This window comes from Flavobacterium dankookense (genome assembly GCF_004362665.1).
Taxonomy (GTDB): Bacteria; Bacteroidota; Bacteroidia; order Flavobacteriales; family Flavobacteriaceae; genus Flavobacterium; species Flavobacterium dankookense.
In genome coordinates this window covers 533,494-550,405 of the sequence record NZ_SNXR01000012.1, presented here as the reverse complement: position 1 = coordinate 550,405, position 16,912 = coordinate 533,494, and the positions used below count along the sequence as shown (strand labels likewise).

The following is a 16,912-nucleotide window of genomic DNA, read 5'->3' as shown; positions in this document are numbered from 1 at the left end:
ATGAAGAAGATTATTCTCTATTTATTCTTAGCATTTGGATTAATGTCTATGAATACAATATCATCAATTAAAAACACAGATAAATCAGTTGTTGTTGCAGAAAAATTCGACATCAAAATTAAAAATGATTTAGACGATGAAGTGAGTGTAATCAATGCTGGAAGCGGTGGAAGTTACCGATTGACCAAAAACGCAACCACAACCATAAAAATGGAGGAAGGCGACAAATTACACTATTATGAAAAAGGCAAAAAAGGCGCTTTAATCTTAACCGCAACTGCAACCATGCACGGAAAAGTACAGCTATTGAGTAAAATATAAAAGTAAAGTAGTAGTTTTTTGGAAAATACCGCTCAAAAGAATTCATTTCTCCTTGAGCGGGTTTTTCGTTTTGAAAAAAATACTATCTTGTTTCCCTATTCAACAACCATGAAAACCATCAAAGCCATAGTAGTAGACGACGAAGAAAACGCACGTTTAATAATTAAAAATTTTATTGCCGATTATTGTCCAACAGTTGAAATAATTGACGAAGCCGAAGACGTAAAATCGGCTGTAAAACTCATTAATAAAAACCAAATTGACTTGGTGTTTCTCGACATAGAAATGCCAAACGAAAACGGTTTTGCTCTTTTTGATTACTTCAACAAACCCACTTTCGAAACCATTTTTTGTACCGCGTATTCCGAGTATGCCATCAAAGCCTTTGAAGTTTCTGCTACCGATTATTTGTTGAAACCTATCGGATTGATAAAACTCAAAGAAGCCATCGAAAAAGTAGAAAGTAAATTAGCAAACAAAAATTCAAATTCGGATAACATCGCCGCATTAAAAGAAAATTTAGTCGAAAAAGAAATCAAGAAAATCGGTATTCTTATTGGCGACGGCATTGTTTTTATGGATTTAAACGACATTCTCTATTTTGAGGCCGAAGGTTCGTACACGACCATTCACCACAAAAATGGCACTGATTTGACCGTAAAAAAAATCAAACATTTTGAAGATTTGTTGGCGAATGACAAACGGTTTTTCCGCATTCATCGCTCATACTTAATCAATGTTTCTCTCATCAAAAAATACAGCAAAAAAGACGGTTTATCAGTTACCTACGACGACCGAACGCTACTTCCTATATCGCGTGAAAAAAAAGAAGAATTTGAAGAATTTATGCAACTCAACAACATTTTATAATGAAGCATTGGTTGGTTTTTATTGGACTATTTTTCAGTCAATTGCTGTTGGCTCAAAACACCAATTCCGACCTTATCCAACTTCAAAATCATCCTCAAAAAGACACTACACGTTGCTTTCTTCTCAACAAAATCATTGAAACCGAAAACGATCACAATATCTGGATCAAATACAATCAAGAGCTTCAAAAAATAGCTTTGGAAAATAGTAAAAAAGAGAACAACAAAACGCTAAAAAATACTTACATCAAATATTTGTCGATTTCATACAACAACGATGGCGCGTATGAATTGTACAATGAGAAATACGATAAAGCCATTCTATTGTACAAAAAATCACTGCAAACGGCCAACTCCATTCAGTTTCACATCGGGAGTTCTCTTTCGCTACAAAACATTGGAACTGCGTTTGATTATTTAGGTAAAATTGACAGTACGTTGGTGTACATGAAAAGAGCACATCAATTTGCTTTACGTTCCAAAAACAAATCATCTATTGCCTATGTTTTGACCGATTTGGGTTACGTCTACAACAATTTAGGCAACAACAATTTAGCCATAAAATACAATTTAGAAGCCTTGCCTTTGTTTGAAAAACTGAACGATTTAGAAGGTTTGGAGCGCACCAATTTTGCACTCGGACGCATTTTTGACAATCAAAACGATTTTAAAACGAGCTATTTGTATTATTTAAAATGCTTGGAAATCGACCGGAAAACTAACAATAAAGAACGTTTGGGTTTAATTTTAAATAGTTTGGCTGCAACCAACACTAACTTGAATTTTTTAGAAAAAGCGCTGCAATTCAACGACGAAGCTTTTCAGTTGGCAACTCAAATGAATAATGAAGATTTAATTGCTACTTCGCACAAAAACTACGGAGATATTTATTTTAAGAAAAAGGAAAACGAAAAGGCGAAATCCAACTATTTATTAGCCGAACAATTATTTAAAAAAATAAACAGTGGCGTTCATCTTTCGAAAGTACAAATCAAATTGGCGACTATTTTTTTCAATCAAAATCAAATATCAAAAGCCAAAGAATATGGATTAAAAGCATTTGAATTGGCACAAAAAACCAATTTCCCATCCGATCAAAAAAACGCTGCTGAAATTTTAAGCCAAATTTTTTCTAAAGAAAAAGACTTTAAAAATGCTTATAAATACAAATCGATTGCTTCTGACATTAGTGAAGAAATTTACTTTGACGAAAGTAAAGACATCGCCTTAAAAGCCACGTACCAATACGAAACCGAAAAAAAAGAAGCTGCCATCAAAGTCCTAAATCAAAAAAATCGAATTACTGAACTCGAATCGAAAAAGAAAACGACCACGTTATATTTAGTCCTTCTTTTTTTTACTGGAATTGCAACCACAAGTTATGTTTTGTTTTCTCGTTACAAAGAAAAAAAGAAAAATGAATTACTTGAAAACAAACTCCTCGAAGCCGAAAAACTCCTCGAAGCCGAAAAAAAAATAACCGAAAGCGAACTCAAAGCCCTAAAAAGTCAAATGAATCCTCATTTTATTTTCAATGCACTCAATAGCATTCAAGTACAATTTATGTATGGCGATAAAATGGTTGCCAACGAGCAGCTAAATAATTTCACGTATTTAACTAGAAAAATTCTTGATGTTTCAGGCAAAAAAAATATCCCAATTTCAGACGAATTTGAAATCCTAACTAAATATCTTGAGCTAGAACAATTGCGATTTAAAAAAGATTTTACTTATTCAATAAACGTTTCGAATAACATAGATGAAGATTATCACAAAATTCCACCAATGCTAATTCAACCGTTTGTAGAAAATAGCATCAAACACGGATTATTACACCAAAAAGGAGAAAAAAAAGTAAAAATTCATTTTGATATTGACAAAAATGAAACTTATCTAATATGTACTGTTATTGACAATGGGGTTGGTCGGAAAAAATCAGCTGAAATTAAAGCGAAAAACAACACTAACCACAATTCTTTTTCAACACAATCCATTGAACAACGTCTTGAATTATTAAACAAAAAAACACAACTTTCAGATTTAATGACCTATTCCGATTTAATCAATGAACAAAACGAAGTAACAGGAACAAAAGTTGTAATTAAAATTCCTTTTGCTTGATACTAAAAACAAATTAAATAATAAATATTCAATCCAATAATTGCAAGTGTAATAATCGCTAAAAGCAAAAATTTAAAATTAAAGTTTTTAATAATTATTTCCATTTTATTTTTTTACTGCAAATAAAACGGTAATAAAAAGATGTTGTATTAAAAATTCATGAACTGTATAATTTAGTTCACGAAATGAAGATTTCTTTGTTATTTTTACAGTCTAATTATGATAAAATGTCACAAAAACGCCTTTACCTTCTTGATGCTTACGCACTAATTTTTCGCGGCTATTTTGCCTTTATAAAAAACCCTAGAATCAATTCTAAAGGAATGGATACTTCGGCCATTATGGGATTTATGAATGCATTAATGGACGTTATCAAACGTGAAAAACCCGATCATTTAGCCGTAGCTTTTGACAAAGGTGGAAGCGATTATCGTTACGAAATGTATCAAGAATATAAAGCGCATCGTGACGAAACACCCGAAGCGATTAAAATAGCCGTTCCATATATTCAAGAATTGTTGAAAGCGATGCACATTCCGATTATGGAAAAAGCAGGTTTTGAAGCTGATGATTTAATTGGAACGTTGGCTAAACAAGCCGAAAAAGAAGGTTTCAAAGTATATATGGTTACGCCCGATAAGGATTTTGCACAATTGGTTTCCGAAAATATTTTTATGTACAAACCTGCTCGAATGGGTAACGACATCGAAATTTGGGGAATTCCAGAAGTGTTAGAAAAATTTGAAATTGAACGACCAGAACAAGTCATCGATTTCTTAGGAATGATGGGCGATGCAGCCGATAATATTCCGGGATTACCTGGCGTAGGAGAAAAAACAGCTAAGAAATTCTTGAAAGAATATGGTTCGATGGAAAACCTTTTAGCAAATACGCATGAACTTAAAGGTGCGATTAAAGATAAAATTGAAGCCAATGCCGAGTTGGGATTATTGTCAAAAAAACTCGCAACCATTTTATTGGATTGTCCTGTTGAATTTAATGCTGAAGATTTCGAGCTTTCTAAACCTGATGTTGAAAAAACCGATGCTTTATTTCAAGAGTTGGAATTTCGTCAAATGAAAGCGCAGTTTGATAAATATTTCGGAACTGGAAAAGAATACGACGAAATTGACACGAATGGCAATGGCAATGACATTAGCAATGACAAAAATCATCCCGAAACTTCGGGACAAAAGAAAACAGTAGCAAAAAAATCCAACGAAGATCAATTTGATTTATTCGGATTTTCGGATGAGGAAAGTGGTGAAGTCAAAACCAATTCCAATTATGCAACGTTAGAAAATACCAATCATAATTACACGATTATTCAAGGTGAATTGGGTACAAAATTGTTTTTGCAAAATTTACTCAATCAAACTTCGGTTTGTTTTGATACCGAAACCACCGGAATTGATGCCTTGAATGCTGAACTGGTTGGAATGTCATTTTCATGGCAAAAAGGTGAAGCTTTCTATGTTCCTTTTCCAGAAAATCAAGAAGAAGCTCAGGTTTTGGTAGATAAATTCAAGCCGTTTTTTGAAAATGAAACCATCGAAAAAATTGGTCAGAACATTAAATATGATTTGAAGATTCTTTCGAATTACGGTGTTCAAATCAAAGGAAAATTATTCGATACCATGATTGCGCATTATCTAATAAATCCTGATATGCGTCACAATATGGATGTTTTATCAGAAACCTATTTAAAATATTCTCCAAAATCAATTGAAGATTTAATTGGTAAAAAAGGTAAGAATCAAAAATCAATGCGCGATGTTGCTTTGGAAGAAATCAAAGAATACGCTGCTGAAGATGCTGATGTAACCTATCAATTAAAACAAAATTTCAGTCCGATTTTAGATAAGGCCGAAACCAAAAAGTTATTTGACGAAATCGAAATTCCGTTAATTCCTGTTTTAGCCGCAATGGAATTGGAAGGAATCAATCTTGACGTTCCGTTTTTGAAAGAAATGTCGGTTGAAATGGCAAAAGAAAGTTCAGAATTAGAACAAAAAATATATGAAACTGCTGGCGAGAAATTCAATTTGGCTTCACCAAAACAATTGGGAGACGTTTTATTTGACAAAATGAAAATTGGTGGTGCCAAACAAAAGAAAACCAAAACCGGTCAATATGCGACTGGCGAAGAAGTTTTGAGTTATTTAGCCAATGAACACCAAATTGTAAAAGATATTTTGGACTGGCGTCAAATGGTGAAATTGCAAAGTACTTACATCGATGCTTTACCTAATCAAGTCGATAAAAAAACTGGTCGCGTGCACACCGATTATATGCAAACTGTTGCAGCCACAGGTCGTTTGAGTTCTAATAATCCAAACTTGCAAAATATTCCGATTCGTACAGAAAGAGGAAGATTGATTAGAAAAGCATTTATTGCTCGTGATGAAAATTATACCTTAGTTTCTGCCGATTATTCGCAAATAGAACTTCGAATTATCGCAGCTTTATCTGGTGAAGAAAACATGATTAAAGCGTTTCAAAATAACGAAGATATTCATAGAAGTACTGCCGCAAAAGTGTTCAATGTTCCGTTAGAAGAAGTTACAAAAGAACAACGTAGCAATGCCAAAACAGTGAATTTCGGAATCATTTACGGTGTTTCAGCATTTGGACTTTCTAATCAAACATCGCTTTCTCGTAAAGAAAGTGCCGAGTTGATTAATGCGTATTATGCAACGTATCCAAAACTGAAATCTTATATGTCAAATCAAGTTGATTTCGCCAGAGAACATGGTTATGTGCAAACGGTTTTAGGAAGAAGACGCTATTTAAAAGACATCAATTCAGCCAATATGATGGTGAAAAGTGGCGCGGAACGAAATGCAGTAAATGCACCAATTCAAGGTTCGGCTGCCGATATTATCAAAATTGCGATGATTAATATTCACAAAAAACTAACTTCCGAAAATTGGAAATCTAAGATGTTATTGCAAGTACATGACGAACTTGTATTTGACGTTCACAATTCCGAATTAGAGAAAATTAAACCAATGATTAAACACGAAATGGAAAACGCCTTCAAAATGGATGTTCCATTAGATGTTGAAATTGGTGTTGGGAAAAATTGGCTGGAAGCGCATTGATTTTAGTGTTCAGTGGCAGTTAGCAGTTGAGAAACTTTGTCATTTCGACGAAGGAGAAATCGTATCAAATTATTTAGATTATGTGATTTCTCCTTCGTCGAAATGACAAAATTCAAAATTAATTTTATGATTACTGAACAAGAAATAATCGATTTCATCAAAAAAGAATTTTGGGAAACAAAACTTACTTCTGACTCTGATGTTTTCTCAGAAGTTGGAATTGATGGCGATGACTGTGATGAATTTCTATTAAAATATGCAGAAAAATATGCTGTTGACATGAGTAATTTTCTTTGGTATTTTCATTATCAGGAAGAAGGAAGTTTGACCTTTAACATAGGTAGTTTATTCTCGAAAAATCCTCACCAACGAGTTAAAGAAATTCCAATAACACCAAAAATGTTAACCAAATTTGCTAATGACAAAAAATGGAAAATTGATTATCCTGAACATAAATTACCAAAATATCGATATGATATGATAATAAACTCTATTTTATTTATTACTATAATATTTTGGCTAATTATTTCCTTAGCAAAAAAATATTTAAATTAAACCATGAAAAAACTCCTTTTCCTTTTATTATTATCAACATCATTTGCATTTTCGCAACAAACGAAATTTCAAAAAATTGATAGTTTGTTGACTTTTTTGAATACCAATAATAAATTTATGGGCGAATTATCCATAATCGAAAAAGGTAAAATGGTTTTTAGTAAAGCCTATGGTTTTGCTGATGTTGAAAGCGGAAAAAAATTAGACGCAAACACTAAATTGAAGATTGGTTCAATTACTAAAACTTTTACGGCAACTATGATTATGCAATTGGTTGACGAAAAGAAACTGACTTTGGAGACAAAACTTTCAAAATTTTATCCAAAAATTCCAAACGCTGATAAAATTACCATTCATCATTTGTTGCATCACCGAACTGGAATTCCTGATTTTTTGAATGACGATCCAACGGTTGGAGAATTCATTTATGTAGAAAATAAAAAGGAAGATTTGGTAAAGCGAATAGAGAATTACACTTCTGCATTTGAACCCAATTCGCAACACAAATACAGTAATTCCAACTATAATTTGCTCGGTTATATCATTGAAGATATTACCAAAAAAAGTTTTTCCGAAAATCTAAATACTCGAATTGTTAAGAAAATAGGTTTGAAAAACACGCTATTTCCAACTAAAATTGATATTTCGAAGAACGAAGGCAACTCTTATTTTTTTGATGGAAAAAATTGGACAAAAGTACCCGAATGGCATAGTTCATTGTCGTTTGCAGCTGGCGCAATGGTATCAACAACAGATGATTTGAATCTGTTTTTAGAAGCTTTATTGGAAGGTAAATTAACTTCAAAATCTTCTTTGGAGCAAATGAAATCTATGGAAAATTATTATGGAAAAGGATTAATTATTGCACCATTTGAAGACCGAAAATTCTATGGACATACTGGCGGAATTGAAAACTTTCGTGCCGCTGCAGGTTATAATCCAGAGGATAAAACAGGTTTTGCTATTATTGTAAATGGCGATAATTATAGTAGAAACGATATTATGATTGGTGTGTTGAGTTTGTTTTATGGTAGTGACTATTCATTTCCAGAATTCAAGCAATTTGAGGTTTCGAAAGCGATTTTGGAGCAATATTCAGGAACGTATAAATCGGCTGCATTTCCAATGAAAATTAAAGTTTTTGTTGAAAATGGCAATTTATTAGCGCAAGCAACCGGGCAAAGTTCATTTCAATTAACCGCAAAAAGCGAAACCGAATTTGTTTTTGAAGCCGCTATGATTCAATTGAAATTTGGAGAAAATAAAATGAATTTCAAACAAGGAACAATGGAATTCGAATTTGTTAAAGAATAAATTTTATTTTTAAAACAAAAAAGCCGAAACTAAATTGTTTCGGCTTTTTTTGATATAAGTTGTAGACTATTTTACAATAACTTTCTTCCAAGATTTTTCAGTATCGTTTACTAATTCTAAAAGATAAACGCCTGTTTGCATTCCTTTAATATTAATTTCAGTTGTGTCTGATTCTTCCACTTTAATTGTTTTAACAAAAGTACCAGTTTGTGAATAAACATTAACTTCTCTCAAAGTTGTTTTTGCTTTAATTAAAAACTCACCATTTGAAGGATTTGGATAAATTTGAGTTGCATTTAAAGAAAAATCTTCAACACCCAGAGTTGTCAATGATACATCAACAGCATATCCTCTATTAGAAAATCCATGACTATTTAAAGTATATCCAGCAGAACTTCTTCTAGCAAATGCAAAATCAATTGAACTATCGTTAAAATTAAATTGATAGTCATTCGCATCACCTGTATTAAAAGGTCTTGAAAAAACTATTGTTCTCAATCCAGTTGAAGGAGAATTATCAGTGTTTGAAATAAAAGTCCAATTGTTTGTAGCATCAGGAGTTGGTGCAATTCCTATTCCATTGTGTGAGGCATCAACCAAGGTTACATTATTCCAATAAACTAAATCTAATCCATCACCCATTCCACCACCCATTCCATCGCTATCATCTGGGAATGAGCCAAATTGTAACGCAAACCACCTGTCGTTTGGTCCAGTTAAGGTAAGTGTAGCAGTTTGAGCAGAATTATCTAACAATAATGTTGCAGTTGTGTTACTGAGCAGGTTAACTAAACCTGTTGTTTTTTGCTGGGCAAAAGTACTGATGCTGATAAGTGTAATTAGAAGTAAAGTTTTTTTCATAAACATTTATTTTAAAAGATTGATAATTTCGTCATTTTTTGAAAAAACTGCATATTCAAAAGCTGTTTTTCCTTTGTTGTCTTTGTGCGTTTTGTCTACATTATTTTCAAGTAGCAGTTTTAAAATTTGCTTATTGCCAAACTGTACTGAATAAATTAAGGCTGTAGTTCCATTTTCATCTTCAGCATTAACATCTACTTTATTTTCTATTAATAGTTTTGCAATTTCATTATTCCCTTTAACTATTGCTGCCATTAAAGGAGTTCCCATTTTACTTTTGCTATTAATTTCGTAATTGTTCTCAATTAAAAACTTAGCTACATTATTGTTTCCTCTGTAGCAAGCTAAAATCAAAGGCGAAAAACCTTCATCATTAACAACATTAAAAGCTTTTGGATTGTTTTTAAGCAATTCTTTTGCATTATCAACTGTTCCTTTTCTAGCAATTTCAAACGCATCTAGCTTTTCTTGAGCAACTGCATAAGAAGAAAAGAGAAAAAGTATTAAAAGCGATAAAAAAGATTTTGAATACATAATTAATTTAACAGATGTTAAAATTTTGAAAAGGTTGCGCCAATTTTCTAAATCTTTTTGGTTGAGTCTCTTTGTCGTAATTCTGTTTTGATTGTTGTAGTAGAAAAAGTCAAATTTTCATCATTACTTTCGAGTTTATCAATCAATAATTGAGCAGCAACTTCGCCGATTTCTGGACCATGCTGACTAACGGTTGAAAGACTTGGTGTCATTCTTCGCGACCAAACACCATCGGCAAAACCGATAATTGATAAATCTTGTGGAATTTTATATCCGTTTTGAATCCCTAATTTTAATGCTGTAACGGAAGCATGTTCATCGACTGCGAAAACACCATCAGGTTTATTTTTAATAAAGAAACCTCCAATTTTGGAATTGAATTCTTCATTATTATTAGTTAATATGACTAAATTTTCATCTACTTGTAATCCGTTTGCTTCAAGTGCTTTGAAAAAACCTTTGGCTCGGAGTTTTCCAACACTCAAATTATCAATTGCTGATAATAACGCTATTTTTTTACAACCAGTTTTTATTAAATGTTCCATGGCGTTGATTGCCGACTCATAATCATCCACAATAACTTTGTCGCAATTAACTTCATCAGCAATTCTATCAAACATTACGATTGGTGTTCCGTCATTTATAATTTCTTTAAAATGATTGAAGCTTTGAAGTTTTTGAGATTCTTCAGAAATGGAAAGAATAAAACCATCTATCGTTCCGTTACTCAACATTTCGAGCGCGTTAATTTCTTTTTCCAATGATTCATTTGAAATACAAGTGATGACTTTATATCCTTTTTCATCGCAAACTTTTTCAATACCACTAAAAACTTTGGCAAAAAATGAATTCAAAATATTAGGAATTATTACTCCTATAGTTCTAGTTCTTCTATTTTTTAGGTTTAAACCAATTACGTTTGGCTTATAATTTTTCAGTTTTGCATATTCCTGAACGCGCTGTTTCGTTGGTTCACTGATTTCAGGACTTCCATTTAAAGCTTTAGAAACAGTAGAAACTGAAACTCCTAATTCTTTTGCTATTTGTTTTAATGTGGCTTTCGATTTCATTTGATCAATGTTAATGTGTAAAAATAGCAAAATATTTTATAGAAAAGTTATATTTATTCTTATTCGCTAAATCGTTGAAAAGCAATTAAAAGAATTTTTTTATGACTGTTTGCATATATGATATTTATTTGTACTTTTGCACTCCTTTAATTAGGAATGGAATGTTTAATTAAAATATTATTATGGACGCATTAAGCTACAAGACACAATCTGCAAGCAAAGCCACTGTTACAAAAGAGTGGATCATTGTAGATGCTGATGGTCATAACTTAGGTCGTTTTGCTTCAAAGGTCGCTATGATTCTTAGAGGTAAATACAAACCAAGTTACACACCTCACGTCGACTGTGGAGATAACGTAATTGTTATCAACGCAGACAAAATCAACCTTACGGGTAACAAACTTGACGACAAGACTTACATTCGTCACACAGGTTATCCAGGAGGACAAAGAAGTTTGACTGCAAAGGTTTTGCAATCAAAAAACCCTGCTGCACTTGTTGAAAAGGCAGTGAAAGGTATGTTGCCTAAAAACAAATTAGGAGCAGAACTTTTCAGAAATTTAAATGTTGTTGTAGGTACTGAGCACAAATATGGTGCACAAAAGCCTAAAACAGTTAACCTAAACGACTTAAAGTAATGGGAGTTATTCACAAAATCGGTAGAAGAAAATGTGCTGTTGCACGTGTTTATGTTACTGAAGGTACAGGGAAAATCACTGTAAACAAAAGAGAATTTGCAACTTACTTTCCAACAGCTACTTTACAGTACAAAGTGATGCAGCCAATGTCTATGACAGACAATGCTACAAACTTTGATGTAAAAGTAAATGTTTATGGTGGTGGTTCAACAGGTCAAGCAGAAGCTGTGAGAATGGCTATTGCAAGAGCAATGTGTGAAGTGGAAGCTGAAAACAGAGCTATCTTAAAACCAGAAGGATTATTAACAAGAGATCCAAGAATGGTAGAACGTAAAAAATTCGGTCAGAAAAAAGCGAGAAAGAGATTCCAATTCTCGAAACGTTAATATTCGATTTATATCAGAATATTTTTTTCAAACCTTTTTTACAATTAAAATAGAATTTAAAACAAAGTTGTCGATATTCCTTTTAAAAGGGAATTAGTTTAGCATCGAAATGCAGTACAAAGTCTTAATTTATTAAGCGAAAAAGGTGACGCATTGCTAATCAACGGAACGTAAACTATTACACAATGGCAAACAAAATTGAAGTTAAAGATTTATTAGAAGCAGGTGTTCACTTTGGACACATGACTCGTAAATGGGATCCAAACATGGCTCCATACATTTATATGGAAAGAAATGGTATTCATATCATTAATCTATATAAAACAGCTGCAAAAATTGAAGAAGCTAATGAAGCTTTGAAAAAAATTGCAGCATCAGGTAGAAAAGTACTTTTCGTAGCTACCAAAAAACAAGCTAAAGACATTGTAGCTGAAAAAGCTGCAGCATGTAACATGCCTTACATCACTGAAAGATGGCCAGGTGGTATGTTAACTAACTTCGTTACTATTAGAAAAGCGGTTAAAAAAATGGCTTCTATTGATAAAATGAAGAAAGATGGAACTTTCAACACGCTTTCTAAAAAAGAAAGATTACAAGTTGATCGTCTTCGTGCAAAATTAGAGAAGAACTTAGGTTCTATCGCTGATATGTCAAGATTACCTGCTGCATTATTTGTAGTAGATATCAAAGCGGAACACATCGCAGTTAAAGAAGCACAAAAATTAAACATTCCAGTTTTCGCAATGGTTGATACTAACTCTGATCCACGTGAAGTAGATTACGTTATTCCAGCCAATGATGATGCTTCTAAATCAATTGATAAAATTTTATCATTAGTTACTGACGCTGTGAAAGACGGATTAGCTAACAGAACTTCTGACAAAGAAGTTGATGCTCCAGAAGTAGAAGCGGTAGAAGAAGTTACTGCTGCTGTTGAAGCACCAGCTGTTGAAGCTGCTCCTGAAGTGGAAGCTACAGAAACAAAATCTGAAGAATAAAAACCAATAATTACGAATTATGAATTAAGAATTACGAATTATTATACTCGTAATTTTAAGTTTGCAATTCGTAATTTTTTTTAAAAGAATTTTATTAATCTTAAAATAAAAAACAAAATGGCAACAATTACTGCTGCAGACGTAAATAAATTAAGACAATCTACAGGTGCCGGAATGATGGACTGTAAAAAAGCTTTAGTTGAAGCTGAAGGCGATTTCGATAAAGCAATACAAATCCTTAGAGAAAAAGGACAAAAAGTTGCTGCTAATCGTTCTGACCGTGATTCTTCTGAAGGTGCAGCTGTTTCTTTTATCAATGCAGACAACACTAGAGGAGCAATTATCACTTTAAACTGTGAAACAGATTTCGTAGGTAAAAACGAAGCTTTTGTAACTTTAGCTAAAAATTTAGTTGAAAAAGCAATCAACTTCTCTTCTAAAGAAGACTTTTTAGCATCAGATTTCAACGGAATTACTGTTGCTGAAAAATTAATCGAACAAACTGGTGTTATCGGTGAAAAAATCGAAATCGGTGGTTTTGAAATTTTAGAAGGTGCATTTGTTGGATCTTATGTTCACGTTAATAAAATCGCAGCTTTAACAGCAGTTTCTGCTAGAGTTGACAATGCTGAGACATTGACTAAAGACATCTCTATGCAAGTGGCTTCAATGGGAGCTGATACATTATCTTATAAGGATTTTGATCCTGCTTTTGTTGAATCTGAACTTGCTGCTCGTATTGCTGTAATCGAAAAAGATAATGAAGAGGCAAAACGTTTAGGTAAAACTTTGAAAAATGTTCCTAAATATATTTCTTTCTCTCAATTAACTCCAGAAGTTATCAAGCAAGCAGAAGAAGATGCTAAAGCTGAATTAAAAGCTGAAGGTAAACCAGAGCAAATTTGGGATAAAATTATTCCAGGAAAAATACAACGTTTCATCTCTGACAACACTACTTTAGACCAAGAAAAAGCATTATTAGACCAAAACTTCATCAAAGATGACAGTAAAAAAGTTGGTGATTATGTTAAAGGATTTAATGTAGAAATCACAGGTTTCAAACGTGTTACTTTAGGATAATACAATATCAAATTTTAGATAATAACCTCGTTTCTTTATTGAAACGAGGTTTTTTATTTTAAGGAGCAACACGCTTCTGCTTTTTTAAAACATTTCTTCCCGCTGTTCGCTATATCTTTTTCTAAAAAGAAAAAGGATGCCGCTTCCATCGGGGCTAAAAACAAGCATAAGGCATTTTTTAAACCATTTTTTACTTTGCAATAGGGAAGTTTCTTGCTCGCATCAACGCATCGGTTTTGGCTTCTCTTCCACGGAATTTTTTATAGGCGATTTCGGGATCGATAGTGTTTCCGATACTGAAAACATTTTCTAATAAACGTTTTGCCACTTCTTTGTCATACAAACCACCTTTGGCTTCGGTAAAGGCTTCGGTTGCATCTGCACTAATAACATCTGCCCATAGATAACCATAATATCCAGCAGCATAGGCATCATCTGAAAAGATATGACCAAACTGAGGAATTCTGTGACGCATTACAATCTGTGATGGCATGTTTAACTTATCTAAGGTTTCTTTTTCGAATTGTTTTGGATTAATGTTTGGATTTTCTAGTAAATGTAATTTCATATCAACTAAAGCACTTGAAATGGTCTCGATGGTTGAAAATCCTTCGTTGAAAGTAGCTGCTTTTTCTAAACGATCTACTAGTGACAGTGGCATTGGTTCGTTTGTTTGGTAATGTAGAGCAAACTTATTCAAGACTTCGGGAGTTGCTAACCAACGTTCTAAAATTTGGGATGGAAATTCTACATAATCTCTTGGTGTATTGGTTCCTGAAAGACTAGGATAGGTTACATCTGAACATAATCCGTGTAGCGCGTGCCCAAATTCATGGAAAAGTGTCGTGGCATCATCCCAAGAAATTAAGATTGGTTCGCCTTCATTTCCTTTAATGAAATTGCAGTTGTTGGTTACGATGGTTAGCACTTCGCCATCTACTCTACTTTGTTCGCGCAAAGCGTTCATCCATGCACCTGAGCGTTTCCCTTTTCGAGCATAAGGATCAAAATACCAAACACCAACAGTTTTACCAGTTTGTTTGTTAGTCACTTCCCAAACGCGAACGTCTTGGTGATAGACTGGAACATTGAATACTTGCTTGAAGTTTAGATTAAAAATTTCGCCTGCTACCCAAAACATTCCTTCGCGTAATTTTTCTAATTGAAGATAGGGTTTTACGTCGTTTTGGTCTAAATCGTATTTTGCTTTACGAACTTTTTCGGCATAATAGCGATAATCCCAAGGAGATATTTTGAAATTTCCGCCTTCGGCATCGACAATTTTTTGCATTTCGGCTACATCAATGGCTACTTTATCAACGGCTGGTTTCCAAACGGATTCCATTAAATCTAGTGTTCTTTGTGGTGATTTTGCCATAGTATTTGACAAACTCCAATCGGCAAAGGTTTTGAAACCAAGTAGTTTTGCTTTTTCGGCACGGAGTTTTAAGATTTGAACGAGTATTTCGTTGTTGTTGTTCGCATTCTCGTTATCGCCACGATTGGTAAAGATTTGAAATGCTTTTTCTCTTAAACTTCTGTTATTTGAAAAAGTCAAAAACGGTTCAATTGACGAACGTGTGTTGGCAATGCAACCAAGAACGTTTAACTTTCTCTCTTTAGCATCAGCAATGGCAGCATTTTTTAGTTCAATAGGCAGTCCATCAAAATCGGCTTCTGTTTTGAGTTCTAAATAATAATTGCTTTCATCAGCCAATTGATTTTGGCTAAATTTTGTAAATAATCCAGCTAATTGCTGATTGATTTCACCAATTCTTTTTTTGCTATTAGCATCGGCTTTTGCACCTTCGCGAACGAAATTGGAATAATAATTCCAAACCAAACGTTGTTATTCTGCGGTTAGTTTATCTTTTTCTTTAGCGTTGTAAATGGAAGCAATTCTTTGAAATAGCTTTGCGTTTTGATAAATTTTATTGTTTAATTCAGAGAATTTTGGTGTGATTTCGGCTTCTATTGGTTCAAATTCAGGACTACTCATATTGGAACTAAAAATCCCGAAAGCAGCATAGGTTTGGGTTAGTTTTTTACCCGCTTTTTCCATTGCTACGATTGTATTTTCAAAAGTTGCAGGTTTTGGATTAGTAGCGATAGCGTTAATTTCGTTTAGCTTTTCCTGAATAGCGACTTCAATAGCAGGTTTTAAATCGTTTATTTTGTATTCATTGAAAGCAGGAACACCACCATAAGGTCCAGTCCAGTTTTTCAATAAAGGGTTATTAGACTCTTGCCCATTGGCAACTAAGATTGGAGCATTCATAAGAATCGTTAAAATTATTTTTTTCATAATTAGTTTGCGTTTCTTCAAAAGTAATGAAAATTCGTTTGGTATTTATTCCTCTGAATTACATAAATTTGAGAAATCAGAAAATCTATTTTCATGTTTAAGACTAGAAAAGACACCGTTTATATTATACTAGCTGGTATTTTCATCACCAATGCTATTGTTGCTGAACTTACTGGCGGAAAACTAATTGATGTTTTTGGCGTTCCGATGAGTATTGGAATTTTGCCTTGGCCAATTGTTTTTGTTACAACCGATTTAATCAATGAATATTTTGGCGAAAAAGGAGTGAAACGATTATCGCTCATCACAGCTGGATTGATTGCTTACACTTTTTTCGTGTTGTATTTTGCCATTCAAATTCCTTCAACTGGAATTAGTTCGGTAACGAGTGAGCAATTCAAATCGGTTTTTGGGCAAAGTCAGTTGATTATTGTTGGAAGTATTGCAGCGTTTTTAGTATCTCAATTAATCGATGTTACGATTTTTCATTTTGTAAAAAAACGAACAGGAAACAGAATGATTTGGCTTCGAAGTACTGGTTCGACGGTAATTTCGCAGTTTTTTGACAGTTTTATCGTGTTGGGAATTGCCTTTTATCTGCCTGGGATTATGGATTTTAAAACCTATGTTATCTCTGGATTGACAGGTTATACGGTTAAATTAGTTATAGCCGTTTTGATGACGCCAATGATTTATATAGGACATTATGTAATACAAAAATATATTTCAAAAGATAGTTTATTGGAAAAATAGTTA

The 16,912-nt window shown here is 33.2% G+C and carries 16 protein-coding genes; 11 read left to right on the top strand and 5 right to left on the bottom strand.

Annotated features, from left to right (window positions below):
- The 6 genes from BC748_RS06480 to BC748_RS06455 all read left to right on the top strand — a co-directional run bounded on the left by BC748_RS06480 (position 1) and on the right by BC748_RS06455 (position 8,284).
- Positions 1–321: a hypothetical protein gene (locus BC748_RS06480; RefSeq protein ID WP_133532649.1), complete on the top strand. Its 321-nt coding sequence runs from the start codon at positions 1–3 to the stop codon at positions 319–321.
- A gap of 108 nt (positions 322–429) precedes the next feature.
- Positions 430–1,191, top strand: a complete 762-nt coding sequence (locus tag BC748_RS06475) for a LytR/AlgR family response regulator transcription factor (RefSeq protein ID WP_133532648.1) — start codon at positions 430–432, stop codon at positions 1,189–1,191.
- Positions 1,191–3,311 (top strand): tetratricopeptide repeat-containing sensor histidine kinase, encoded by a 2,121-nt coding sequence (locus tag BC748_RS06470; protein WP_133532647.1) that lies wholly within the window; start codon positions 1,191–1,193, stop codon positions 3,309–3,311. The genes BC748_RS06475 and BC748_RS06470 overlap by 1 nt, the downstream gene beginning before the upstream one ends.
- A gap of 227 nt (positions 3,312–3,538) precedes the next feature.
- Positions 3,539–6,415: a DNA polymerase I gene (polA, locus tag BC748_RS06465; protein WP_133532646.1), complete on the top strand. Its 2,877-nt coding sequence runs from the start codon at positions 3,539–3,541 to the stop codon at positions 6,413–6,415.
- Positions 6,416–6,541: 126 nt separating this feature from the next.
- Positions 6,542–6,970 carry a DUF1493 family protein gene (locus tag BC748_RS06460; RefSeq protein ID WP_133532645.1) on the top strand — a complete coding sequence of 143 codons (429 nt, stop codon included), beginning with the start codon at positions 6,542–6,544 and terminating at the stop codon, positions 6,968–6,970.
- A 3-nt stretch (positions 6,971–6,973) separates the two neighbouring features.
- Entirely contained in the window at positions 6,974–8,284 is a 1,311-nt protein-coding gene (locus BC748_RS06455; protein ID WP_133532644.1) for a serine hydrolase domain-containing protein, read from the top strand.
- A gap of 66 nt (positions 8,285–8,350) precedes the next feature.
- Here BC748_RS06455 and BC748_RS06450 read toward each other — a convergent pair whose 3' ends face one another.
- Genes BC748_RS06450 through BC748_RS06440 form a run of 3 tightly spaced genes read right to left on the bottom strand, consistent with a single transcriptional unit; the run spans position 8,351 to position 10,749 of the window.
- Entirely contained in the window at positions 8,351–9,145 is a 795-nt protein-coding gene (locus BC748_RS06450) for a T9SS type A sorting domain-containing protein (protein WP_162846421.1), read from the bottom strand.
- Positions 9,146–9,151: 6 nt separating this feature from the next.
- The gene (locus tag BC748_RS06445; RefSeq protein ID WP_133532642.1) at positions 9,152–9,679 is read right to left on the bottom strand and encodes an ankyrin repeat domain-containing protein; all 528 of its coding nucleotides are present in this window, start codon (positions 9,677–9,679) and stop codon (positions 9,152–9,154) included.
- 47 nt (positions 9,680–9,726) lie between these two features.
- Positions 9,727–10,749 (bottom strand): LacI family DNA-binding transcriptional regulator, encoded by a 1,023-nt coding sequence (locus BC748_RS06440; protein WP_133532641.1) that lies wholly within the window; start codon positions 10,747–10,749, stop codon positions 9,727–9,729.
- A gap of 182 nt (positions 10,750–10,931) precedes the next feature.
- On the opposite strand from BC748_RS06440, the gene rplM reads away from it, so the two are divergent.
- The 4 genes from rplM (at position 10,932) to tsf (ending at position 13,851) form a co-directional block, all read left to right on the top strand.
- Positions 10,932–11,387 (top strand): 50S ribosomal protein L13, encoded by a 456-nt coding sequence (gene rplM / locus BC748_RS06435; protein WP_133532640.1) that lies wholly within the window; start codon positions 10,932–10,934, stop codon positions 11,385–11,387.
- Positions 11,387–11,773 (top strand): 30S ribosomal protein S9, encoded by a 387-nt coding sequence (gene rpsI, locus BC748_RS06430; protein ID WP_133532639.1) that lies wholly within the window; start codon positions 11,387–11,389, stop codon positions 11,771–11,773. Before rplM ends, rpsI begins: the two co-directional genes overlap by 1 nt.
- Positions 11,774–11,958: 185 nt before the next feature.
- Entirely contained in the window at positions 11,959–12,771 is an 813-nt protein-coding gene (rpsB, locus tag BC748_RS06425; RefSeq protein WP_133532638.1) for a 30S ribosomal protein S2, read from the top strand.
- Between the two features lie 117 nt (positions 12,772–12,888).
- On the top strand, positions 12,889–13,851 hold the full coding sequence (gene tsf, locus BC748_RS06420) for a translation elongation factor Ts (protein ID WP_133532637.1): 963 nt from the start codon (positions 12,889–12,891) through the stop codon (positions 13,849–13,851).
- A 190-nt stretch (positions 13,852–14,041) separates the two neighbouring features.
- On the opposite strand, the gene BC748_RS06415 is transcribed toward tsf, so the two are convergent.
- Together BC748_RS06415 and BC748_RS14305 are read right to left on the bottom strand one after the other, a co-directional pair.
- Positions 14,042–15,694, bottom strand: coding sequence for a M3 family metallopeptidase (locus BC748_RS06415; protein ID WP_246014012.1), 1,653 nt, complete (start codon positions 15,692–15,694; stop codon positions 14,042–14,044).
- Positions 15,695–15,700: 6 nt separating this feature from the next.
- Positions 15,701–16,156 carry a hypothetical protein gene (locus BC748_RS14305; RefSeq protein WP_246014011.1) on the bottom strand — a complete coding sequence of 152 codons (456 nt, stop codon included), beginning with the start codon at positions 16,154–16,156 and terminating at the stop codon, positions 15,701–15,703.
- A gap of 93 nt (positions 16,157–16,249) precedes the next feature.
- On the opposite strand from BC748_RS14305, the gene BC748_RS06410 reads away from it, so the two are divergent.
- Positions 16,250–16,909 (top strand): queuosine precursor transporter, encoded by a 660-nt coding sequence (locus tag BC748_RS06410; protein ID WP_133532636.1) that lies wholly within the window; start codon positions 16,250–16,252, stop codon positions 16,907–16,909.
- Positions 16,910–16,912 lie beyond the last annotated feature (3 nt).

Coding starts and splice junctions, on each gene's coding strand:
- BC748_RS06480 (WP_133532649.1), top strand. CDS start 1: ATGAAGAAGATTATTCTCTATTTATTCTTAGCATTTGGATTAATGTCT.
- rpsB (WP_133532638.1), top strand. CDS start 11,959: ATGGCAAACAAAATTGAAGTTAAAGATTTATTAGAAGCAGGTGTTCAC.
- BC748_RS06445 (WP_133532642.1), bottom strand. CDS start 9,679: ATGTATTCAAAATCTTTTTTATCGCTTTTAATACTTTTTCTCTTTTCT.
- tsf (WP_133532637.1), top strand. CDS start 12,889: ATGGCAACAATTACTGCTGCAGACGTAAATAAATTAAGACAATCTACA.
- polA (WP_133532646.1), top strand. CDS start 3,539: ATGTCACAAAAACGCCTTTACCTTCTTGATGCTTACGCACTAATTTTT.
- rplM (WP_133532640.1), top strand. CDS start 10,932: ATGGACGCATTAAGCTACAAGACACAATCTGCAAGCAAAGCCACTGTT.
- BC748_RS06450 (WP_162846421.1), bottom strand. CDS start 9,145: ATGAAAAAAACTTTACTTCTAATTACACTTATCAGCATCAGTACTTTT.
- BC748_RS06460 (WP_133532645.1), top strand. CDS start 6,542: ATGATTACTGAACAAGAAATAATCGATTTCATCAAAAAAGAATTTTGG.
- rpsI (WP_133532639.1), top strand. CDS start 11,387: ATGGGAGTTATTCACAAAATCGGTAGAAGAAAATGTGCTGTTGCACGT.
- BC748_RS06470 (WP_133532647.1), top strand. CDS start 1,191: ATGAAGCATTGGTTGGTTTTTATTGGACTATTTTTCAGTCAATTGCTG.
- BC748_RS14305 (WP_246014011.1), bottom strand. CDS start 16,156: ATGAAAAAAATAATTTTAACGATTCTTATGAATGCTCCAATCTTAGTT.
- BC748_RS06410 (WP_133532636.1), top strand. CDS start 16,250: ATGTTTAAGACTAGAAAAGACACCGTTTATATTATACTAGCTGGTATT.
- BC748_RS06475 (WP_133532648.1), top strand. CDS start 430: ATGAAAACCATCAAAGCCATAGTAGTAGACGACGAAGAAAACGCACGT.
- BC748_RS06440 (WP_133532641.1), bottom strand. CDS start 10,749: ATGAAATCGAAAGCCACATTAAAACAAATAGCAAAAGAATTAGGAGTT.
- BC748_RS06455 (WP_133532644.1), top strand. CDS start 6,974: ATGAAAAAACTCCTTTTCCTTTTATTATTATCAACATCATTTGCATTT.